This is a genomic window from Cecembia rubra (genome assembly GCF_003014575.1).
Taxonomy (GTDB): domain Bacteria; phylum Bacteroidota; class Bacteroidia; order Cytophagales; family Cyclobacteriaceae; genus Cecembia_A; species Cecembia_A rubra.
Genome location: NZ_PYGF01000002.1, coordinates 239,183 through 261,948 on the forward strand (window position 1 = coordinate 239,183; position 22,766 = coordinate 261,948).

At 41.3% G+C, this 22,766-nt stretch carries 16 protein-coding genes; 8 read left to right on the top strand and 8 right to left on the bottom strand.

What is annotated here, in order from left to right; translation table 11 throughout:
- The first annotated feature begins 23 nt into the window (after positions 1–23).
- The 5 genes from CLV48_RS05835 (at position 24) to CLV48_RS05855 (ending at position 5,427) form a co-directional block, all read left to right on the top strand.
- Positions 24–425 carry a (deoxy)nucleoside triphosphate pyrophosphohydrolase gene (locus CLV48_RS05835; protein WP_106566327.1) on the top strand — a complete coding sequence of 134 codons (402 nt, stop codon included), beginning with the start codon at positions 24–26 and terminating at the stop codon, positions 423–425.
- A 258-nt stretch (positions 426–683) separates the two neighbouring features.
- Positions 684–1,313, top strand: a complete 630-nt coding sequence (locus CLV48_RS05840) for an L-threonylcarbamoyladenylate synthase (RefSeq protein ID WP_106566328.1) — start codon at positions 684–686, stop codon at positions 1,311–1,313.
- 21 nt (positions 1,314–1,334) lie between these two features.
- Positions 1,335–1,952, top strand: coding sequence for a WbqC family protein (locus CLV48_RS05845; RefSeq protein WP_106566329.1), 618 nt, complete (start codon positions 1,335–1,337; stop codon positions 1,950–1,952).
- 85 nt (positions 1,953–2,037) lie between these two features.
- Positions 2,038–4,572 (top strand): ATP-dependent Clp protease ATP-binding subunit, encoded by a 2,535-nt coding sequence (locus CLV48_RS05850; protein ID WP_106566330.1) that lies wholly within the window; start codon positions 2,038–2,040, stop codon positions 4,570–4,572.
- A gap of 108 nt (positions 4,573–4,680) precedes the next feature.
- On the top strand, positions 4,681–5,427 hold the full coding sequence (locus CLV48_RS05855) for a TerC family protein (protein ID WP_106566331.1): 747 nt from the start codon (positions 4,681–4,683) through the stop codon (positions 5,425–5,427).
- Between the two features lie 67 nt (positions 5,428–5,494).
- On the opposite strand, the gene CLV48_RS05860 is transcribed toward CLV48_RS05855, so the two are convergent.
- The 5 genes from CLV48_RS05860 to CLV48_RS05880 form a co-directional block, all read right to left on the bottom strand.
- Positions 5,495–7,759, bottom strand: coding sequence for a molybdopterin cofactor-binding domain-containing protein (locus CLV48_RS05860; RefSeq protein ID WP_106566544.1), 2,265 nt, complete (start codon positions 7,757–7,759; stop codon positions 5,495–5,497).
- Between the two features lie 17 nt (positions 7,760–7,776).
- Positions 7,777–8,232, bottom strand: coding sequence for a (2Fe-2S)-binding protein (locus tag CLV48_RS05865; protein WP_106566332.1), 456 nt, complete (start codon positions 8,230–8,232; stop codon positions 7,777–7,779).
- A gap of 120 nt (positions 8,233–8,352) precedes the next feature.
- Positions 8,353–10,869, bottom strand: coding sequence for a TonB-dependent receptor plug domain-containing protein (locus CLV48_RS05870; protein ID WP_245889498.1), 2,517 nt, complete (start codon positions 10,867–10,869; stop codon positions 8,353–8,355).
- 136 nt (positions 10,870–11,005) lie between these two features.
- Positions 11,006–13,246 carry a xanthine dehydrogenase family protein molybdopterin-binding subunit gene (locus CLV48_RS05875; protein WP_106566334.1) on the bottom strand — a complete coding sequence of 747 codons (2,241 nt, stop codon included), beginning with the start codon at positions 13,244–13,246 and terminating at the stop codon, positions 11,006–11,008.
- A gap of 118 nt (positions 13,247–13,364) precedes the next feature.
- Positions 13,365–13,826 carry a nuclear transport factor 2 family protein gene (locus CLV48_RS05880; protein ID WP_009184526.1) on the bottom strand — a complete coding sequence of 154 codons (462 nt, stop codon included), beginning with the start codon at positions 13,824–13,826 and terminating at the stop codon, positions 13,365–13,367.
- Positions 13,827–14,044: 218 nt separating this feature from the next.
- Here CLV48_RS05880 and CLV48_RS05885 point away from each other — a divergent pair, with 218 nt between their 5' ends.
- The 3 genes from CLV48_RS05885 to CLV48_RS05895 all read left to right on the top strand — a co-directional run bounded on the left by CLV48_RS05885 (position 14,045) and on the right by CLV48_RS05895 (position 19,021).
- Positions 14,045–17,098 (top strand): Eco57I restriction-modification methylase domain-containing protein, encoded by a 3,054-nt coding sequence (locus CLV48_RS05885; RefSeq protein ID WP_106566335.1) that lies wholly within the window; start codon positions 14,045–14,047, stop codon positions 17,096–17,098.
- A 13-nt stretch (positions 17,099–17,111) separates the two neighbouring features.
- A complete protein-coding gene (locus CLV48_RS05890; RefSeq protein ID WP_106566336.1) occupies positions 17,112–18,014 on the top strand; it encodes a hypothetical protein in 903 nt (300 codons plus the stop codon).
- A gap of 281 nt (positions 18,015–18,295) precedes the next feature.
- On the top strand, positions 18,296–19,021 hold the full coding sequence (locus tag CLV48_RS05895) for a hypothetical protein (RefSeq protein ID WP_146140071.1): 726 nt from the start codon (positions 18,296–18,298) through the stop codon (positions 19,019–19,021).
- A 509-nt stretch (positions 19,022–19,530) separates the two neighbouring features.
- Here the strand turns inward: CLV48_RS05895 and CLV48_RS05900 are convergent.
- From CLV48_RS05900 to CLV48_RS05910, 3 genes are all read right to left on the bottom strand, one after another.
- A complete protein-coding gene (locus tag CLV48_RS05900) occupies positions 19,531–19,932 on the bottom strand; it encodes a DapH/DapD/GlmU-related protein (protein WP_342748290.1) in 402 nt (133 codons plus the stop codon).
- A gap of 322 nt (positions 19,933–20,254) precedes the next feature.
- Positions 20,255–21,388: an aldo/keto reductase gene (locus CLV48_RS05905; RefSeq protein ID WP_106566339.1), complete on the bottom strand. Its 1,134-nt coding sequence runs from the start codon at positions 21,386–21,388 to the stop codon at positions 20,255–20,257.
- Between the two features lie 271 nt (positions 21,389–21,659).
- Entirely contained in the window at positions 21,660–22,556 is an 897-nt protein-coding gene (locus tag CLV48_RS05910) for a helix-turn-helix domain-containing protein (RefSeq protein WP_106566340.1), read from the bottom strand.
- Positions 22,557–22,766 lie beyond the last annotated feature (210 nt).

A 22,766-nucleotide genomic window follows, 5' to 3' on the forward strand; every position in this document is an offset into this window, starting at 1 on the left:
CAGGCTAAACTAAATTAAAATCTATGTCCCATACTATCAGGGTGACTTGTGCTATCATTTTTAAGGATCAAAAAGTTTTGTGTGCACAAAGGAGTGAAAAAATGTCACTCCCTTTGAAATGGGAATTTCCAGGAGGAAAAATTGAAGATGGGGAATCGCCTGAGCAAAGCCTGATCAGGGAGATCAAAGAAGAGTTAAATCTTGAAATTGAAATTTTAAGGGAATTTCAAAGTTATACGCACGATTATAATAATGGGAAAGTGATTGAACTGATTCCTTTTCTTGCAAGACATATCGGTGGGGACTTGGAACTAAAAGAGCATAAGCAGGTCATCTGGAAAGAGATTGGGAACTTAAAAAAGCTTGATTGGGCAGAAGCAGATATTCCAATTTTGGAAGATTTATTAGCTTGGTGTAGAGCGTAATTCGCTGGATTTTAACTGTTTTTTTACAAATAGCTGATTTTGGTCTGAACAGATTTTCTATCACATTAATCTCATTTTCAATAAATTGAATGCTGTTTAAATTTTAAACATAAACTAAATCGGTTTAAAATTTTGACTTGAGGGTACTGCCCCCTAAATTCGATCATAGGAAGAGGTTAATCCTTCCTTCTTAGAATACCAAGTGCTACATGTTACTTGAATTACCTAGTGGATTTTTATCAGAAAAACCTATAAGAAATGGCAGCGGAATTTATCAAACTATATGCTGAAAATCCCGAAATAAGAAAAATCCAAAAAATAGTAGATATTCTTAGGGACGGAGGGTTAATTATTTATCCTACGGATACAGTTTATGGTATGGGCTGTGACATACACAATCAAAGGGCCGTAGAAAAGATAGCCCAGATCAAAGGTATCAAGCCAAAAAAGCATAATTTTTCTTTTATTTGTTATGACCTGAGCAACATTTCGGAATATACGAGAGCATTGAGTACACCCGTCTTTAAAGTAATGAAAAAAGCGCTTCCTGGTCCATATACTTTTATTTTGGAGGCAAATAATTCAGTCCCCAAAATTTTGAACAGCAATAAAAAAACAGTAGGTATTCGTGTACCGGATCACTCCATTCCGCGGCTTTTGGTAAAGGAATTGGGTTCCCCAATTCTGACTACTTCCATTCGGGATGAGGATGATGTGATAGAGTACAGTACAGACCCTGAGTTGATATATGAAAAATTCAAAGATTTGGTGGATGTGGTGATCGATGGGGGGTATGGCAATAATGTTGCTTCCACAATATTGGATTGTACAGGAGATGAGATTGAAGTGGTCAGAGAAGGCCTAGGTCCAGTGGATGAAATTCTGTAATATTCAAATTGAGTTTACAGGATGAGTATATTGACTGAATTATTTTACCTTCCAACATTGGAATTTTTCACGGCGGTTTTGGGCCATGAAGAGATATGTGTAGATGGAGGAGAAAATTACCAGAAGCAGAGCTACAGGAACAGGACTTCGATTTTATTGGCCAACAAGGTAGAGGTATTGTCTGTTCCTGTTTTAGGAGGGAACAAAGGGCTACCTTACAGGGAAGTAAAAATTGATTATGGTCAAAAGTGGAAGAATGTTCATTTGAGAGGAATTCAATCAGGATATGGAAAAGCACCTTTTTTTGAGTATTTTTATCCATATTTTGAAAAAGTTTATCAAAAAAACCTGGCATTTCTTTTTGACTTGAATTTAGAATTACTGACAGTTTGTCTTAACCTCTTGCAACTGGATGTCAAACTTTCCGTAATGGGAAATATAGGTCAAAAAACCTCGGAAAATGATATCAGAGGGCTTATTAATGCTAAAAAGGGATTTGAGTCAAGATCATTTTACCAATCTCATACCTATTCTCAATTATTTGGCGTAAACTTTGCCCCTAATCTCAGCGTGATCGATCTGCTTTTTTGTGAAGGTCCGGCTTCAAAAAATATACTCTGGACTTCTCAAAAAAAATGATTGAACAATCATTAAAAGGATTGTGTTTTTAAAACAAATTCGGTAACATTAGTACAGATTTCAAATAAAATCAGAAAGGATATACATGGAAGCAAAATTTTCAAACAGAGTCAAAGAGGTGATCTCCCTTAGCCGCGAAGAAGCATTGCGGTTAGGACATGATTACATTGGGACCGAGCACCTCTTGTTGGGAATGATTCGTGAAGGTGAAGGAGTGGCTGTTTCCATACTGAAGAAATTGGGAGTTCCGTTGGATGAACTTAGAAATTCTATTGAAAGAGCGGTGAAGGGTACGGCAAATCATAATGTAAAAAATCTTGCAAATATTCCTCTTACCCGTCAATCTGAAAAAGTATTGAAGATAACTTACCTGGAGGCGAAGATATTTAAAAGTCAATTGATCGGAACAGAGCACTTGTTGCTTTCCATTCTTAGAGACGAAGACAATATTGCAACGCAGATCTTACATAAGTTTGATGCCAATTATGATGCTGTAAAAGAGATGTTAGAGTTTCAAACCAATAGTGGTCCAAGATCTAAAGCTGAGGCAGACGATCCAGATGAGGACAGTTCAAAATTATTTGGTTCTTCTTCTGGCAGTGGTTCTTCAGGTAGTGCGTCCAAAGGCACTTCTGAGAAGTCTAGAACCCCTGTTTTGGATAATTTTGGTAGGGATCTTACCAAAATGGCTGAGGAAGACAAGCTTGACCCAATTATCGGAAGAGAAAAGGAAATTGAGCGTGTAGCCCAGATTCTGTCCAGAAGGAAGAAAAACAACCCAATTTTGATAGGAGAGCCAGGTGTAGGTAAAACAGCAATTGCGGAGGGTTTGGCCCTAAGAATTATTCAAAAGAAAGTGTCCCGTGTGTTGTTCAACAAGCGTGTTGTTACATTGGATTTGGCATCTTTGGTAGCTGGCACCAAATACAGGGGACAATTTGAGGAGAGAATGAAGGCTGTAATGAACGAGCTGGAAAAATCTCCTAATGTAATTCTGTTTATCGATGAGTTGCACACTATTGTCGGGGCAGGTGGAGCCAGTGGTTCCTTGGATGCTTCAAATATGTTCAAACCTGCATTGGCAAGGGGCGAGATCCAATGTATAGGTGCTACCACATTGGACGAATATAGGCAGTATATCGAAAAAGATGGAGCTTTGGCAAGAAGGTTCCAGATGGTAATGGTAGATGCAACCTCGCCAGAGGAAACTATTCAGATACTTAACAATATTAAGGATAAGTACGAAGATCACCACAATGTGATTTATACCACAGAGGCCATTGAAGCCTGTGTGAAATTATCTGATAGGTATATTTCTGATAGATTTCTTCCTGATAAAGCTATAGATATTTTAGATGAAGCCGGTGCCCGTGTCCATATCAACAATATCCACGTTCCAGAGGAAATTCTGAAATTGGAGGAAGAAGTCGAAAAGATTAAAGTCGAGAAAAACAGGGTAGTTAAAAGCCAAAAATACGAAGAAGCTGCCCAGTTGAGAGACAAGGAGAAAAAACTCCTAGAGCAATTGGAGAATGCTAAAGTGAAATGGGAAGAGGAAAGCAAGACCAAGCGCTATGTGGTGGAAGAAGACAACGTAGCAGAGGTAATTGCCATGATGACGGGTATTCCTGCAAAAAGAATTGCCCAGAATGAAGGTGCAAAGCTTCTCAATATGGGAGAGGAACTTCAGGGTAAAGTCATAGGGCAGGACGAAGCTATCAAGAAATTGGTGAAAGCCATCCAAAGGACCCGTGTTGGATTGAAAGATCCGAAAAAGCCAATTGGTTCCTTTATCTTCTTAGGTCCAACTGGTGTAGGAAAAACTGAATTGGCAAAAACATTGGCCACTTATCTCTTCGACAAGGAAGATGCCTTGGTAAGAATAGACATGTCTGAGTATATGGAGAAATTCAGCGTATCCAGATTGGTTGGAGCGCCTCCGGGATATGTTGGGTATGAAGAAGGGGGGCAATTGACAGAGAAGGTTAGAAGAAAGCCCTATTCTGTAGTGCTTTTGGACGAGATTGAAAAGGCTCACCCAGATGTATTTAATATCCTGCTACAGGTGCTGGATGACGGTATCCTGACTGATGGTTTGGGAAGAAGAGTGGATTTCCGAAATACCATTATCATCATGACTTCCAATATCGGTGTCAGGGACCTCAAAGATTTTGGTGCAGGAATTGGGTTCGCTTCTAAAGCTAAACAACAAAGCATGGATGATGTTATGAAATCTACCATTCAAAGCGCCCTTAAGAAAGCCTTCAGCCCTGAATTCCTCAATAGATTGGATGATGTAGTTGTATTCAACTCCCTGGATAAGGATCATATTCACAAGATCATCGAGATCAGTTTGAAGAAACTCTTCAGCAGAATCACTGATTTAGGGTACAAAATCCAGTTAACAGATAAAGCCAAGGATTTCTTGGCGGAAAAAGGCTATGACCAACAATATGGAGCAAGGCCTTTGAACAGAGCCATCCAAAAGTACCTTGAAGATGCCCTGGCAGAAGAGATACTCAAAGGGGAGCTAAGTGAAGGGGATGTGATCCTAGCGGATTATTCCGGTGAAGGTGATGAGTTGACCATCACTGTCAATAAAAAAGAAAAAGCTGAGTAAGTTGTGTATCACCTTGAATAACAAAGAGCTGTTGCAGTAATGCGACAGCTTTTTTTAATTGGGCTCTTTTTCCTCCTGTCCTAAAACTTTCAACTCAATAAATAAGTCATGGAAATCTTTCTGACAACTGAAACATGGATAGCTTTGGCTACCCTTACATTCCTGGAAATTGTCCTCGGAGTTGATAACATTATCTTTATCTCAATTATATCCAACAAACTCCCGGAAGATCAGCAGGAGAAAGCAAGGATATTAGGCTTGGCTTTTGCTATGCTCTTCAGAGTGGGCTTATTACTTGGGATTTCTTACATCATCAAATTCAATGATCCTCTGATTACAGTTTTTGATTTCAGTTTAAGCGGGAAAGATATGATTTTGGTCTTTGGAGGATTGTTTTTATTGTTCAAATCGACCTTGGAGATCCATCACAAGATGGAAGGGATACCGGAGGAAGTCAAATCCAACTCGGCCAGCAGTTTATCCCAAGTAATCTTTCAGATTATTTTGTTGGATGTGATATTTTCATTTGACAGTATTCTTACCGCAGTGGGTCTGGTAAAGGAGGTGGTCGTAATGATCATTGCTGTGATTATTTCCATGATAGTCATGATGCTGTTTGCCGGGAAAATCAGCAAATTCATCAACAAGCACCCTACACTTCAGATCCTGGCGCTATCTTTCCTGATCTTGATCGGATTTATGTTGTTGGTGGAGGGCTTCCATTTTGAAGTACCCAAAGGATATATCTACTTTGCAGTTTTCTTCTCTCTGGGAGTGGAACTTATCAATATGCGGATGAGACGGAATGTGGAGGGAAAAAAAGTAAAACTCAACCCAAGGATCAAGCAGAAATAATACTTCTTTGTATTACGATATTAGGAAAAAAAAGAGGCTGTCGTATAAATGGACAGCCTCTTTTAGCTTACATCGTTGTAATCCCTGATTCCAATTCCTTCATAAATGGTTGTTGATAGAACCTTCTTCCTGTCGCTTTATACAAGGCATTGGAAACCGCCGCAAAAACAGGTGGGAAAAAGGGTTCTCCCAGTCCTGTAGGGTCATGTTCATTTTTTGCAAAATGGATTTCTACCTTTTTGGGTGCTTCGGGCATGCGGATCATTCGGTAATTGGTGAAGTTGTTCTTTTGGGGAACACCATCTTTGAAGGTGAGTTCTCCAAAGAAGGCATTCCCAATACCGTCCACGATGGCGCCTTCCCCCATATTGATGGCTGCATCAGGATTGATGACAATGCCGCAATCAGCAGCAGCAAATACATTTTCAACCACGGGTTTATTACCTTCCAGTCTGAGGTCTATTACTTCCGCCACATAGGAATTATGACAGAAGTAAGCAGAAACTCCTCTATGGACTACGGGCTTTGGATTATCCCAGTCAGATTTCTCCCTGACCAATTTCAATACACCGGCATACCTTTCCGGATCATAATCATTATTCGAACCGACCGGGTTATTTTTAGCCCTTTCTAAGAGTTCCAATCTGAAATCAATGGGGTCTTTGCCCATTATTTCAGCAAGTTCATCCAGAAATGCCTGTTCAGCAGCAGCCATAAAATTGGATCTTGGGGCCCTAAATGCCCCAATGGTGATATTGGATTCGATCAGCCAACTTTCCGCTAAGTAATTATCAATAGCTCCTGCGGGGAACCTGTTGGGATAAATGGGACTCTCAGGGATTCCTCCTGCCTTTACATGGAATGCAAGAAGGTTGTTGTTTTCATCCAATGCCGCCCTGTAGGTAGCGGTATAGGTAGGCCGGTAGATACCATAGCTCATGTCGTCTTCACGGGTGTACATCATTTTGACAGGTGCGCCCATTTTTTGGGATATGACAGCTGCCTCGACCATGTGGTGTCCATAAGCCCTCTGTCCAAAACCGCCACCCATTCTGGCCAGGTTGATCTGGATTTTATCTTTGGGCAGCCCCAATCTATGGGTCAGTGCATTCATGATGGACTCAGGTGCCTGAATGGGCCCATAAACTTCCGCATGGTCTGCGGTGACATGGGCATAGCAGTTGACAGGCTCCATACAGTTATGTGCCAAGTAGGGAGCATTGTAGCTACGCTCCAGGATTTTGCTGGCTTTTTTAAAGGCGGATTCAGGATCGCCATCTCGACGAAGGATGTTTCCTGGCTTTTTGGAGTATTCTTCCATTTTGGCCAGGTGACCATCTGTACTTTCCAATCCGGCAGGAACTCTCACAGTTGATTTATTTCCTCCCCATCCACTCATTACAAATTTTCTCTCTGGGGCTTTTTCCCAATCCACTTGCAATTGCCTTTTTGCCTGCAATACTTCCCAAGTAGAATTTCCCACTATGGCAATCAGTTCCGGATGGGTGGTGGTATCAAACATGTTTTGTTCATAATCCTCTTTGTGGACCTCAAAACTGAAAACATCCTTAATTCCCGGCATGGATTTGACCGATTCGGCATTGAAAGATTTTACTTTCATGCCAAAAGCAGGAGGCAAAGCGACCATGGCAATCAACATGCCCTCCTTTTTGAAATCCATGGTAAACAAAGGTTTACCTGTTACAATTTTTCCGGCATCCACATTTTTCCTGGAGGTTCCGATGATACTGAAATCTTTAGTGGCTTTCAGCTCTACTTCTTCAGGGACTGGAAGAGTTGCCGCAAGAGAAGCCATTTCTCCATATCCTGCTTTTTTACCGCTGCCTTTATGATGGATCATTCCCGCTTCCGTCGTGATTTCATTGGGGGAAACATCCCATGTCTGGGCTGCTGCCTGGACAAGCATCAAACGGGCAGTGGCACCTGCTGTGCGCAGTGGTTTCCAACCTTGTCGGATGCCCTGACTGCCGCCTGTAAACTGTCTGTCATAGCGTTCCGGGTAAAAATCAGCCTGCTCTACAAATACATTTTTCCAGTCCACATCAAGTTCATCTGCCAGGATCATCGGCATGGAAGTTTTGACGTTGGAACCGAATTCAGGATTGGGAGACATCAAAGATATAGCCCCGTTTTCTCCTATTTTGATATAACTGTTCAGTTCAAACCATTCATCAGGCAAACCAAGGGCAACTTCCTTGGGGCTAGGCTTACATCCCGCCAGCCAGCTAAAGCTCAGCATCATGCCGCCACCTGCCAGTGCAGAGGCCTTGAGAAATGATCTTCTATTGAGTTTTGTCTTTACAATTGTCATGGTCTCTGGCTTTTGGGTTAGGATTTTGCAGCTGTTTTGATAGCTTTCTTGATCCGTACATAGGTTCCGCATCGGCAGATATTGCCGTTCATCGCATTGTCAATATCGGCGTCACTGGGATTGGGATTGCTTTCCAGTAAGGCCACTGCACTCATGATCTGACCTGCCTGACAATAGCCGCATTGGGGTACGTCGTGCTCTAGCCAAGCCTTTTGTACAGGATGGTCACCGTTTTCGGACAAACCTTCTATCGTGGTGATTTTGGCTCCTTCCGCGGCCGAAACAGGAGTTACACAAGATCTGATGGCATTTCCGTTCATCAGTATGGTACAGGCTCCGCAAGCTGCCACTCCGCAACCGTATTTGGTACCCACAAGATCCAGATGATCCCTCAATACCCATAGTATTGGAGTTGAGGGATCTACATCTACTGTTTGGGATTTGCCGTTGATAGTGAGATTGAATTTTGCCATAATTCTAGTTTTTTAATAAAGTTACTGTTTTTGGAAAGGAATACCTTACGAAAATCAAACAGATCCTTGCTTAAATCGATTATTCTCTTTGGGTAGTGAGAATTTGGGATACTGGTCAATTCAAAGCCCAAAAGTCAGACTCGTGTAGTAAAACCCTCCAATCGCGGGGCCACCCAAAAAGGAATAATAATATCGGTTGAGTGCATTTGTAGCACCAAACTTGACACTTCCAAGGTTTTTGAATATTCCCATAGTAAGCTGTGCATCGAGCGTGGAATATCCCTGCACCCATCCCGTGGCCAAGGCAGATTCCCAGAGAAATCCAGCCTGTTGCCTGAAGTTGACTTGGAAGCCCAAGGACTTGTACAAATTGGGGTTTCCCAGAGACAGGTTGTAAATCCATTCCGGCGTGTTGAATCCATCTTCCAAACCATCTCCTCGGGTTTGTCGGGAGAGTCTTGCGTAGGTGAAGTTGCCGCCGAGCCAAAAACCCTTGAAAAAATTGTAGCTCAGGCCTAGGCTACCTCCATAATTCAAACTGACCGTCTTGGAATTGGTCCAAAGGCGATAAAGATCTTGGGTGGAGTTTTGAAGGAAATAGTTCCCAATGCTGTCACTATTGGAGGTTTTGGGCACGTTGGCATCCAACTGGGCGATAAGGTTGCGGAACCTGTTCAGGTAGAGGTCGGCATCCAAGGCAAATTTCCCCCCGAGCAACTCGGTGCGATAGCCGCCCTCCAGGCTGGTTGCCTGCTCAGGTTCGAGGTAGGAGTAGTCTGTTTTTGCCAACAGGCCTTCGTTTCGACGGATCGCCTCAGCAAGATCCAGGCCATTGGTATTCACGTCTGATTGGACAGCACGCTGGTATTGGGTGATGGAGGCTTGGGTGAAGCTGTTTTCAAAAATCCCTGCCGACATGATCGGCAAGCCGCCAATCCGCTTTCTCCCTCCGCTGTTGATATTGGAAAAGCCCTCGAAAATACTCGGGAATCGGTAGCCACTCTGCACCGAAAAGCGAAAGCTTTGCTGTGGTGAAGGGGTATAGACCGCTGCCAATCTCGGATTGAGCCTTGGCTCGAAATAAAGGTACTTGTCCAAGCGGAGCACTGCATTGACCTTGAACCGGTCCTGCCAAAAGGTCTTTGTTGCTTGTATAAACCCACCCGTTTTCCAATAGTTCAGGTTTTCGCCTGGCTCCGCCGGATTGATAAAATAATTCCCGTCCGGCACGATAATGTAGGTTCTATAGTCCAAACCATACATCACCTGGAAGTCGAAGTTCCTTGGCAAGAGCCAGGAACTGATATCCTGTTGATATTCGGCGTGGAAAAGCCTTGCCTGTACCCGTAGTGCCGCTCCAATATCCCAATTGTTGATGCTTCTGAGTTCCTCGATTTTGGCAGCCATTTCGGGTGTGTTGGGAAGAATCCTTCCCTGGTCGGCAAGGGATCTTGCCAGATTCATCGCATCTGTAACTCCCATACCTATACCCGAAGCTTCAAGGTAATGTCTGGAAAAATCGGAAAACCACTGGTTGTCTGTTTTGAAACTCCGGTCTATATTTTCCGCCATCGATCTGATGTTGTACGAATCCCCCGTGTTTTCTTGGGTCAGGTAAGTCCGAAATTGGATTTTTGGGGACTGAAAGGTCAAGGCATGCTGTTGGGTTCGGTAGTCTTCAAACCGAAAGCGATTGGTCCGCTGGTAGATATTGTTTTGATGGGCAGCACGGAAGGTATAGGAGATTTCCAGGTGGTTTTTTGGCCGGAAGAAAAGAGTAACGTCACCCTTGAGGTTTTTCAGCCCATAGTCGGCCACTTCCTTTTCGGCATAGCCCGTTCGGCTGACCACATAGCGGATCCCGTCAAGGGTCAGCGTCCTGCGATTGGATGCTTCATCGCCATATTGGTTGACACGGTCTGCTCCTGGGTTTTGGTCGGCAGACAAGCCGGTTGTACTATTCGTCAATGGGTTGAGGTCCTGCTGGTTGTTGGCGTGCCAATCGGTACCCTGCATCCAAGTTCCGTTGATCTTCAGTCCCCACTTGGCATTCCAGGTCTCGGCTATCCGAAGGTTGGTTTCATAAAAAGGCGTACTTTCCGAGTCCGGGGAATTAATGTTGTTTACACCAATTTTCTGATTGATGGAAATCCCAGGAAAGTCAAAAGGATTTTTGGTAATGAAATGGGCGATCCCGTTGATGGCGTTCATACCATACAGGGCCGAGGCAGATCCAGGGATGATTTCTACCGAGAGTATATCCAAATCGTTGGGGCCAAGTGAATTGGCAATCGGGGCCCCAATATGTGGTGCCTGATTGTCCACACCGTCCACGAGCTGGACAAACCGCACATTAGTGGTATGGGCAAATCCTCGGGCATTGATGACCCGGAAACCCAAGCTCGGCGTGATGACCTGAACGCCCTTTAGGTTTTGAATCGCCTCAAAAAATCCAGGCTGGGCTGATTGTTGAATGGCTTGTACATTCAACTTTTCTACACTGACGGGAGCTTTGAGGATACTTTCCTGCTGCCGGGTGGCAGTGACGACCAGTTCGCCTAGGTCCCTGGTGGGGAGCGTGTCCGGTGCTATTTTTTCCTGGCCCCAAACCTGAGCATGGAGTAGAAAGAATATCACAAATAGCCTGTTGGGTTTCGAAATCATATAGGAAAAAGAGACCTCTAAGATAGTCAGAACTTAGAATTTGAAATCAAAAATTGACTGGCTTTTAGACGTGTTTCAATAGGAACTTTGGAAGTTTGAAACCCAAGGATTACCCCAACTGCCCCGCAAAAGGCTGTCTGTACAAGCGCTTTCCGGTTGCCTGATACAGGGCATTGGCCAATGCTGCAAACACCGGTGGGTAACCCGGCTCTCCCAATCCCGTTGGATCTTCTCCATTCTCCACAAAATAGGTTTCAATGGCCTTAGGTGCTTCAGCCATTCTGATCATGCGGTATCTGTCAAAATTGCTTCGGTCAGGTTGTCCCTTTTCAAATTTCAGTTCCCCGAACATGGCGGTTCCAATACCGTCCACTACGCATCCTTCACTGAGATTTTTGGCTGCATCGGGATTGATGACCAAGCCGCAATCCAAAGCCTGAACCACTTTTTCAACCTTAACCCGGCCGTTTTCTATTTTCAGATCAACCACCTGTGCTGCGTAGCTGTTGTGGCAAAAATAAGCGGAAACGCCACGGGATATGCCCGTTTGATTTTGTCCCCAGTTGGATTTTTCTCTTACCAATTTCAAAACACCAGCATAGCGATCCGGATCATAATCATTGTTTTCACCCACAGGATTCTGTTTGGCTCTTTGCAATAGCTCCAAGCGAAAGTCTATAGGATCATTGCCCATGGCTTCAGCCAACTCATCCAAAAAGGACTGTTCTGCTGCAGCGATAAAATTGGATCTTGGTGCCCGAAAGGAACCCACAGTAATGTTGGAGGAGACAACCCATTCTTCTGCCAGGTAGTTTTCAATGGCTCCTGCCGGAAATCTATTGGGGTAGGATGGAGGTTCCACCAGGCCTCCTGCATTTACATGAAGCCCTATCAGGTTGTTGTCCTTGTCCAAGGCAGCACGGTAAGTGGCCTGGTACATGGGTCGGTAGATTCCACCGGTCATATCGTCTTCACGGGTGTACATTAGTTTGATTGGCGCATTGACTTTTTGGGAAATGACCGCCGCTTCGATGAGCCAATGAGCATAAGAACGTCGGCCATAGCCTCCTCCCAATCGGGTCATTTCGATGTGAATGTTTTCAATGGGTATTCCCAATCGCGAGGACAGTGCCTGTTCAGTCAATTCCGGTTTTTGGAGTGGCCCGGCGCATTCCACTTTATCTCCTTGCACATGGGCAAAGAAATTCATCGGTTCCATGCAGTTGTGTGCGAGGAATGGACCGTAGAAAGTACGTTCAATGACTTTGGTGGCATTGGCAAAAGCAGCTTCCGGATTTCCGTCTTTTCTAAGCGTTCTCGCTTTTTTGGCGGCATCAGTCATTTTTCTTTGCTGATCGGATTCGCTTTCCAGTCCTGCCGGGATCGTTCTCTTTTCTTTTCTGCCATTCCAGTCCCTGCTTTCCTCGTAAGTTGAAAATTCTTCCCATTCTACCTTGACTGCTTTTTTGGCATTCATTACTTCCCATGTCGAATTCCCGACGATGGCAACGGTATCCGTGAAACTGGTGGTGTCAAAAAAGGTGCGTTCGTAATCATCCTGATGGGATTTGACCTGGAAAACATCTTTGATTCCCGGCATGCCTGTGGCCTCTGAAGCATCAAATGATTTCAATCTTAATCCGTGGGCAGGAGGGTGGATGATCATGGCATAAAGCATACCCTCTTTTTTGTAATCCAATCCAAAAAGCGGTTTGCCTGTCACAATTTTTTGGGCATCTACATTCTTGCGGGAAGTGCCTATTATCTTATAATCCTTTCTATCTTTCAATTGAACATTTTCAGGCAAAGGAAGTGTTGCTGCCAGAGAAGCCATTTCTCCATAGTGGGCTTTCTTCCTGGATGCTGTGTGGATGACATAACCTGATTCGGTGGTAATTTCATTGGCTGGGACATCCCAGGTTTGGGCTGCAGCATTGACCAGTAGTTGTCTGGCTGTAGCACCGGCTTGTCTCAGCACATTCCAACCCATTCTGATGGCCTGACTTCCGCCTATGAATTGTCGGGTAAAGTTGTCTGTGTCCAATGGTGCCTGTTCCACCACTACTTTAGACCAGTCTGCGTCCAATTCCTCCGCCACGATCATGGGCATGCCAGTTTTGACGTTTTGCCCACCTTCCGGATTGGGAGACATGATGGTAATGAGACCGTTTTCACCGATTCTGATAAATCCATTGATCCTGAACCATTCCTCCGGCATTCCATGTGCCGCTTCTTTGGATCCGGGTTTACAGCCTGCCAGCCAACCCACACTCAAAAACAATCCTCCACCGGCAAGGGCAGATACTTTAAGAAAGGAGCGGCGGTTAAGGGAAGTTTTGGATAAGGTCATTTTATGAGTTGATGGATTATCTTCTCAATTTACCAGTATATAGCCCTAATGTCAAGGCAAATTGATTGAAGGTTTTTAGGAATTTGTTTTCGACGAAAGAGAAACCTGTTAGATTTCATTACTTTTCTATTTGATGCGTGTCTCTTACACTACTAAAGGTCATGGCCATCATTTTCCAGTCAGAACCCTCTTTTTGATAAACCTCAGTTACTGTAAATTCTACTTTGGCATCATTTCCCCGGACTACCGATTCGAGGGTGATCCGGTTCCAGACAATGGCAGTATTTCCCACAAGCTCTACTGCTGTGTCATGCACGGTGGCTTTTTTGTACCATATGCTGCCTGTTTCGATGATTTCCAGTTCACGGGCTGTGGTCCATGTTCCGCTCATGTGGACAAACTTTGCCTGCGGGTGGAACAAAGGAGCAAGTTTCGAAACGTCTTTGTCTGCCATCCACTGCCATTTGTCCATGGAGAGTTGAATGACTTCTTTTTCAGTATCGCTATTGGGATGGGTTTGGGCATGATTTGGAAAGGACAAGTAAAGGTAGAAAAGAATGGTCAGCAGGAAAGATTTCATGTGTTTTTCAGTTTGTTAAGCTCTTTGGAATTAAAGTTAATTTTGGTAAACCAAAATTACAGAATATAAAACTGGTTTTCTTACGGAATTCAAACAAGGAATTGGCAAAATCAAAGAACATTAATGTTTTTATTAAATTTTAAGACATTTTGTGTCTTGATCGTCCCAATGAACGTCTGAATCATTTAAATTTTATATTTTTAGGCAAATAGTTGCTTATGGCCCTTTTTCAAAATTCAGTACTTAAGAAATACCTTGGAGCAGAAGATCAATTGCTGGTAAAGGAAGCTTTTTCAGCGTATCAAAAGTATTTCCATCATCCACAGGTCCGTGAAAATATCCGTGCTGCAAAAGAAGAACAATTTCAGGAAGGATTTCTCAGGGAGCTTTTTGTCAACATCTTGGGCTATACCATCAATCCTGAGCCGGATTATAATCTGACCACGGAACTCAAAAACATCAAAGATTCCAAAAAGACAGATGGTGCCATCCTGAAAGACGGTACTGCATTGGCTGTAATTGAGTTGAAAGGTACAGACACCAAGGACTTGGATAAAATCCGTGATCAGGCTTTCAGCTATAAAAACAACCAGCCCAATTGCATCTATGTGATCACCAGTAATTTCGAAAAGCTGCGGTTTTACATCGACAATGCGGTGGATTTTGTAGAGTTCAATATCCTGGGGATGCAGCTGGAGGAATTCAGGCTTTTTTGGCTCCTGCTGCACAAAGAAAATCTCATGGCCGGATTGCCTAAAAAAATCAAAGAACAATCCCTTGTCGCAGAAGAACAGGTTACCAAAAAACTGTATGCCGATTACTCTTCCTTCAAGCAGGAGCTTTGGCAGGATATGGTGAGGTTGAATCCTGGGATAGACGAACTGGATTTGTACAAAAAGAGTCAGAAATTATTGGATAGATTTCTCTTTATCTTTTTTGCGGAGGACAAAGGATTATTGCCGCCCAATTCCATTATGGAGATTGTCAATCAGTGGTTGGAATTAAAAGATTTGGATGCTTATATCCCACTGTATGATCGGTTCAAACTCTATTTTGGATACTTGAATACGGGAAGGATAAAACCAGGTAAGGCAGAAATCCATGCCTATAATGGAGGTCTTTTTGCGGCGGATCCGATCTTAGATACCTTGCTTATTTCAGATCAGTTGATTGAAAAGCATGTTCGGAAACTCACTGAATACGATTTTGAATCGGAGGTAGATACCAATATTTTGGGGCATATTTTCGAACATTCGCTCAATGATATCGAAAATGTGCGCGCCAAACTGGCAGGGGAGGAGGTGGACAAATCCAAGACCAAACGGAAGCGGGATGGCGTATTTTATACCCCAAAGTACATCACCAAATACATTGTAGACAATACCTTAGGGAGGCTGTGTACGGAGAAAAGGACGGAACTTGGTATCATCGACGAGGAATTTGCAGAGGGGAAGCGGGGAAAGCAAAAGAAAACGATCTTAAAACTCAAAGAAAAGCTGGATGCCTATAGGATTTGGCTGCTTCAACTGACCATCTGCGATCCTGCCTGTGGGTCAGGGGCATTTCTGAATCAGGTGCTCGAATTCTTGATGGCCGAGCACCGATATGTAGATGAGCTTGAAGCCCAACTCTTTGATACCCCATTGATTCTGCCCAATGTGGAAAACCACATCCTCGAAAACAACATCTTCGGAGTCGATATCAACGAGGAATCGGTCGAGATCGCCCGCCTCTCCCTATGGCTGCGTACCGCCAAGAAAGGCCGCAAACTCAGCAGCCTCAATTCCAATATCAAAGTCGGCAACTCCCTGATCGATGACCCTTCCGTTGCTGGAGACCTGGCCTTTGACTGGCAAGCCCAATTCCCACAAGTCTTTGCCAAAGGAGGATTTGATGTGGTGGTGGGTAATCCGCCTTATGTTCAATCTCATTCATTGGATGAGAAATCAAAAAACTTCATTTACTCTGCTTACAAGACAGCAGAATATCAAATCAATACCTATGCTGTCTTTATGGAAAGAATTTTAAAAATCCTTTCAGACACTTCTCTTTACAGTGTAATCATTCCTAATTATTGGCTTTCTACACAAAATGACTCTAAGCTTAGAATTCAAATATTTTTGGAAAATGAATGCATTGAAGTTTTGAATGTTTTTAGTGTGTTTGAAGACGCAACAGTTGATACAGTTATCCTAACAGGAAAGAAAACTTTAGATATCAAATTTCCAAAATCCACAAAAGTAGTTGCTATCAAAAAAGATTATAAACTTATTTCTGAAAGATTAAGCGCAATCTCGGATAAACTTTGGGAAACAAATCAGGTATTCTTATTTGAATCAATAAACGATGAAATAAAAATCTCTTTTGAAAAGAAACTCGAATTAGACGGAAATTTTTTAGTCGAAGACTATTTTGAAGGGTATCAAGGGATGAAAACTTATGAACAGGGAAAAGGAACCCCTCCACAGACAAGGGAAATGATGAATGAAAGAGTTTATCATTCTCTTTCTAAAATTGATGACACTTATTTGCCCTTAATTGGAGCAGGAAATGTCCAGAGATATTTAATCAAACCGTTTCATGAGTATATCAAGTATGGACCCAATTTGGCAGCTCCTAGAAAGGAAGAAATTTTTATAAAGCCCCGTCTTTTGGTAAATAGAATATTGTCAAAAGAAAAAATTGATATTACATATGAGGAACATCCATTAGTAAATAATACAGATGTTTTCAATTTTTTGCCAAAGCATGGAAAGGAAGAATTTGTAAAACCAATATTGGCAATTTTAGCCAGTAAGATTTGTTCTACATATTTTAGAAAGTCTAATGTCAATTTATCAAGAGCAGCATTCCCAAAACTCAATGTCAATAACTTGATGAGTTTTCCTATTCCCGCATTAAATGAGGAAAAAAGAAAATTCTTGACAGCTTCAGTCGATTCTATTCTGAAAATGAATCAGAGTTTATTTGAATTGGTAGAAAGCCTTGTTGATTTAATGAAAGCTAAATTTTCAATTGACAAACCATCTACAAAACTCCAAAACTGGCCTTATTTGGATTTCAAAGGATTTTTGGGAGAGTTAAAGAAGGCCAAGGTCAAGTTGAGTTTGGCAGAAGAAGCCGAATGGATGGTCTATTTCAATGAACAGAAAGCCAAGGCCCAAGCCCTCCAAGCAGATATGAACCGAATTGACAAAGAAATCGATGCTTTGGTGTATGAATTGTATGGTCTGACCGAGGAGGAGATTAGGATTGTGGAAGGGGGACTTTAAATAAAATAGTTACATGAAAAAAGTATTTAAAATAGCATCTTTATTAGTTTCGTTATTAGGTCTAAGTATTGGGGTTATTTCGCTTTACAATGAGTTCAAAACAAAAGAGTTAACCCTTTACAAGGTATCACAAGATATTTATGCATCAGATAGATATAATTTTTTTGATTATTCTGATTCTTTAAAGAATAATGAATACTTAACAGTCATGCCTTCAAAAATTAGGCTCCAAATCTCATCATTTTATCCTGAAAGCGCCTCAATATCAGAATGGATCATTGAAAACACTGGAGGTTTACCTATTAAAGGTGAAAATGGGCTAAATCCAATAAAAATAAAACTACCACTGGAGAATAAAATTTATTTAGCATGGATGGAGGGATCTTACCTAGGGGAAGATCAAGTAGAATTAGACATTGATACAATAACTAATACAGTTCTAATCAAAGATTTTCTGTTAAATAAAAATGACCAGTTGTGGATTACCATAGCCCATGAGTTTACAAGGGCTAAAAAGGAAAATTTAAATCCTCATTTTTTGTATAAAGATGATGGGATTACAGGTTTAAGAGATGGAGAAGATTGGGATCCATTAAATTTGAATAAGTACATAAACCTAGGTGTATTTTTATATGGTTCTCAAATTTATGTTTTCTTCTTTTTTTCAATATTACTTTTTTCAATTGGTAGTTTTAGGATAATAGCTTTTAAATTTTCAAATAAAAGAAAGTTATTTGAGTTAATTTTCGTGTTTTACCTTTCGGTATCTCTTGGAACCATTATAACAGGTTTAATTTTCAACCTTCCTATTGGTATCGAAATATCAACTTTAGTAACTACCATGACAATTATTTATTATCTAAGATTATACTTCTTCATAAAAAAACAAGAAATATTGATTTACAATAAATCTTGAAATATTTAAAAAATGAATATGATTCACTGAGAATAAGAATTAAATTTTAAGGAAAAAGAAGAACTAAGTGAGGTTGAGTTTGGCCGAAGAAGCTGAATGGATCGTCAACTTCTTTAAGCTAAAAGCCAAACCTTAAGAACTATAAACAGAAAGCAATTGAATTGAGAAAAGGATTGATACCTTACCTCATGAATTTTTTTGCCTAACAGTGGAGAAGATTAGGATTTTAGAAGGAGTAATGGTTAAAAACAAAATTAGAAAAATGATTAAACTTTTTTTATTTGTTAACGCAAATTCTTTTCGGTGTAATTTATTGGCGTTTAGTTATTCGGAATTTAAACGTGGTAACGGGAAAAAATTATGAATTTAATTGTAAGTATATGACATTTTGGGACTTTATTTTCGCATCACTTGAAGTGTTTGGGAATTATGCACTCGCAACGATTTTATTTGGGTTTCTAATCTATTTTTTAGGTCCAAAAGCTTGGGATTATTTTTTGTCAAGTAAAATAGAGTTAGAGAGGTCTAATCTTGATTTAATAAAAAATAACAAAGGAAATGTTTTTAATAGACTTCATGAACGGAAATTGGATGCATATACCGAACTTTTTTCAGAATTGGTATTGACATATCAGAAATTTAATGATTATACTAATCCTGTAAAAATAGTTCCCAAGGGAATGGCTTATGATGATTTTTGCTTGCAGGAGAAAAAAGAATTTATCGAAGTATATCGAAATTTAAAAATATGTTATTATAATTCGATAATCCTAATACCTGAGGAAATTAGTGAAAAGATCAAATCTCTTTTTGAGAAATTAAATGAATTATTTATAGATTATCAAGAATTTGAATTCTATTCATTACATGGTGTGAGAGATACAAACAAATTAGACATAGCATTAAAAAAGCAATTAGATGCAACTAATTTTATCCAAACGCAGTTCCCAAAGTTGCTAGATGAAATTTTAACAGTCTTTAAAAAAGATATTTTAAAGCATGATTAAAACAACCTTGGTCGAGGCTATTTTAATGCGTTTGAAGAGGGGATGTCCAAATAAGGTGTTTTTGCTATCCAGCCCTTTTATTTTCTCGAATTTGTAAATCCATTCCGGAAGTTCAGCCCCTGAAGGGGTTGTCAATACCATGCTTTTCGATGTTACTTTTATCCTAGTTTTTACATTATCATAATAAGAAAGGAGTTCGACCCTGCCTTTGCCGTCAGGCAGGCCTGTCAGGGTCGGGATGATACAAACCTTTATTTATCCTAATCCACCAGTTTACCGGGGGCTCCGCCACGGAGGACAAGTTATTGAGAAGTTTGATCCTGAAAGGATCAAAACCGTGTTCTTTACTTGGCCTTCCGGCTGAAGTACTTATTCAGGAAACCAATGTGAAGCTGCATAATATTACATCTGAATTTTATTTGATAAATAAATATGGGTATAAAAGTTAAATGGGGATATATTCAGATTTAGAGATTAATGCCGGGATTTTGTAAGTAAAATTATCTAAATCACCCTTCAATCATCTTAATCACCTTTGCTGGAATACCACCCACAATCGCATTGTCGGGCACATCTTTATTAACAACTGCTCCTGCTGCGACGATGGCATTTTCACCCACCGTTACGCAAGGAAGGATGGTGGCTCCGGCTCCAATCCAGGCATTGCGCTTGATATGTACCTGCCCCAAAATCAATTGCCTTCTGATCTTGGGATCCAAGGGATGGTTTTCGCTGGTAATCTTCACTTGGGGTCCAAGCATCACATCATCTTCAATGGTAATCCCACCCAAATCCAAAAAGGAACAGTCATGGTTGATAAAGACATTCTTGCCGATACGGGTAACCTTCCCAAAGTTGGTATGAAAAGGAGGGAAAAAGGTGGTGGATGCATCCAAAGGCTCAGCCAGCACTTCACTCAATATCGCCCTTATTTTTTCAAGATCACCAGATTGGTTGAGCTGGGTAATCCGAAAGATGGTCTTGGCTACTTGTTCATTGATGGAGGCGTATTGGGGTTCTTTAAGGTTGATGGGGGTGCCTGAAGGGAGATTTTTTAATCAGTCATAACTAACAAAATGAATAGTTCAATTAAACTAATTACATTTTGATGATTTAGAAAAGTTTAAAGCTCAACATAATTTATTAATCGAAAGTGGAGGGAATTTAGAGTTTAACCCAAAACCAATTCATGTAAATACTTTATCAAATGAATATTCCCAAATAGCCCTATTCTTATTTCCTTGTCTGCTCGGCGGAACGATCTGTATATCTTTCTCCCTTTATCTCCACCTTATCAAGGTCAGCTGTCAGGTTTTTCAATTCATCTTCAGTAAATGCATAATTGACAGCCCACATATTTTCCTGTAAATGTGCCAGTTTGGTGGTTCCGGGAATGGGTACGATAAAGGGCTTTTGTGCCAAAAGCCAGGCTAAAGCTACTTGCCCAACAGTGAGTCCTCTATGGTCTCCAAATTCCTTTAAAATATCGATCAAGGGCCAATTGGCAATTATAGCTTCCGGCTGATATCGGGGCAGAGAACCCCTGTTGTCATTTTCAGGGTTGTACTGGGTGCGTTCGTTGATATAACCAGTAATCAGGCCTCTGCTGATTGGGCTATAAGGAACAAAACCTATTCCCAATTCTTCGCAAACGGGAATCACATCTTTTTCCGGTTCCCTTGTCATCAGAGAATATTCACTTTGCAGGGCAGTCACTGGCTGTACTGCATGTGCTTTGCGTATGTTTTCCACCCCGGCTTCACTCAACCCAAAATGCTTTACTTTTCCTTCCTGAATAATGTCTCGGACTGTTCCGGCAACATCTTCCATAGGCACATTTGGGTCCACCCGGTGTTGATATAGCAGGTCAATATAGTCTGTTCTGAGGCTTTTAAGCGAATGATCTACAACCTGTCTGATGCGTTCTGGCCGGCTGTCAAGCCCTAAGCTTGGTTTCCCCTCTTTAAATCCGAATTTGGTGGCAATGATCACATCTTTTCTGAACGGAGCAAGCGCTTCTCCCACCAATGCTTCATTGACCAAAGGACCATAAGCTTCAGCCGTGTCAAAGAAAGTAAACCCTAATTCAGGCGCCTTTCTCAGCAAAGCAATCATGGTATTTTTATCCGGGATAAAACTTCTGTGATAACTCATACCCATGCATCCCAGGCCCAATGCTGAAACCTGAAGTGCATGTTTTCCTATACCTAAAGTGCGGAAAGAAGAACTGTTTTTTTGTTTCGGTTCTGCTATTATGGAAGTTGAATTTCCAAAGACTGTTTTGGCAATGGCCGGAGCGCCAATAATTGCCGCACTTAAGGTGGAACCTACTTTGATAAAATTTCTTCTGCTATTTTCCTGTCCCATTTTATTTGTATTTTGATTTTTTTCAGATACTTTAAACCTGCCAGGCTTATTTCCTGATATTTAGGTTGATGAATTAATTGGATTAAACAATGTAAAGGTAAAATCTTGTCTTCCACATAAATAACAACAGACAAACATTTTATTGCAAAAATCAAACAACCTTTAAATAGTTAAAATTTCATTCAAAATCCATTTCTGACTTTGGCATTCCTCAAACCCCAAGTTTTTCTGTGTAAACTCTTCGAGGTTACAAAAACACATCAAATGCTGATCATCCATTCCTAAAATTCAAAGGCGTGCTGCCTACGTGCTTTTTAAAGAAATTGTTGAAATGAGGTATTTCTGTGAATCCTAAAGCAAAGGCAATTTCCCCCACATTCCATTGACTGTGTTTGAGCAGCACTTTGGCTTCCTGAATCAGCCGCTCAGCAATGACCTGTGTGGTGGTCTTTCCTGTGGACTCTTTTACAGCTCGGTTGAGATGATTCACATGAACATTAAGTTGCTCTGCAAAATCCGAGGCCGATCTAACCTGTAATTTCGGATGGTTGTCTTCAATAGGAAACTGCCGCTCCAAGAGTTCTGTAAACATGGCCGAAATTCTGTGGGAAGCATTGAAGGGCTGCCTGTCCGTCAGGATATTGGGCTGAATTTTCATGCTATAATGGATAAGTTCAAGAATCTGACTGCGGATACTGTCGTATTTGTATTTGTAATCGGAATTAAAGTCCTTTTCCATTTTTTGAAAAACAGTTTCAATATCCTTCACTTGTTTATCAGTCAGTTCAAAGATATGATTACCCGTGGGCTGAAAAATCTCATATTGGCTGATATTGCCAAAATTGGACATGAAGTGTTGGTTAAAAATGCAATACTGCCCTTTCAATTCTTCATGATGTTCCCATTTGTAAGGGATCAATGGATTGGAAAAAGACAAAGCCTGTTTTTTTACTTCAATGACTTGGTCGGCATAATACACGGTGCCATGGCCCTTGACCAACATGATTTTGTAGAAGTCCCTGCGACGGTAAGGAATCGTGGTCTGTTTTCCATGGGAATAGGACTCCAGGTCAAACATATTGAAATGCCCGATGTCATTCCGGATGTTTTCTGGCAGCCAGCTAAATTTTCTTTTGTAGAATTCCTCTAAACTTTCAGGTTTGCTCATGGTTTAATTGATATATGCTGCGCGAAATATGATGGATATATGCTGCGCGAAATACAATTGAAATTCGTTCACCATATATATTGAAATATGCCTTAGGCGATCATCAAACGATATATGCTTCGCGATATAGATATATGCCTTCGGTGATATAAATTTTCAGTATCAACTTAACTTGAATATTTTAAGTGCTGATATGGGAATTTATTTCTA

What these genes read in the sequence shown, in the direction of transcription:
- CLV48_RS05835 (WP_106566327.1), top strand. Translation starts at nt 24, where the DNA reads ATGTCCCATACTATCAGGGTGACTTGTGCTATCATTTTTAAGGATCAA.
- CLV48_RS05840 (WP_106566328.1), top strand. Translation starts at nt 684, where the DNA reads ATGGCAGCGGAATTTATCAAACTATATGCTGAAAATCCCGAAATAAGA.
- CLV48_RS05845 (WP_106566329.1), top strand. Translation starts at nt 1,335, where the DNA reads ATGAGTATATTGACTGAATTATTTTACCTTCCAACATTGGAATTTTTC.
- CLV48_RS05850 (WP_106566330.1), top strand. Translation starts at nt 2,038, where the DNA reads ATGGAAGCAAAATTTTCAAACAGAGTCAAAGAGGTGATCTCCCTTAGC.
- CLV48_RS05855 (WP_106566331.1), top strand. Translation starts at nt 4,681, where the DNA reads ATGGAAATCTTTCTGACAACTGAAACATGGATAGCTTTGGCTACCCTT.
- CLV48_RS05860 (WP_106566544.1), bottom strand. Translation starts at nt 7,759, where the DNA reads ATGACAATTGTAAAGACAAAACTCAATAGAAGATCATTTCTCAAGGCC.
- CLV48_RS05865 (WP_106566332.1), bottom strand. Translation starts at nt 8,232, where the DNA reads ATGGCAAAATTCAATCTCACTATCAACGGCAAATCCCAAACAGTAGAT.
- CLV48_RS05875 (WP_106566334.1), bottom strand. Translation starts at nt 13,246, where the DNA reads ATGACCTTATCCAAAACTTCCCTTAACCGCCGCTCCTTTCTTAAAGTA.
- CLV48_RS05880 (WP_009184526.1), bottom strand. Translation starts at nt 13,826, where the DNA reads ATGAAATCTTTCCTGCTGACCATTCTTTTCTACCTTTACTTGTCCTTT.
- CLV48_RS05885 (WP_106566335.1), top strand. Translation starts at nt 14,045, where the DNA reads ATGGCCCTTTTTCAAAATTCAGTACTTAAGAAATACCTTGGAGCAGAA.
- CLV48_RS05890 (WP_106566336.1), top strand. Translation starts at nt 17,112, where the DNA reads ATGAAAAAAGTATTTAAAATAGCATCTTTATTAGTTTCGTTATTAGGT.
- CLV48_RS05905 (WP_106566339.1), bottom strand. Translation starts at nt 21,388, where the DNA reads ATGGGACAGGAAAATAGCAGAAGAAATTTTATCAAAGTAGGTTCCACC.
- CLV48_RS05910 (WP_106566340.1), bottom strand. Translation starts at nt 22,556, where the DNA reads ATGAGCAAACCTGAAAGTTTAGAGGAATTCTACAAAAGAAAATTTAGC.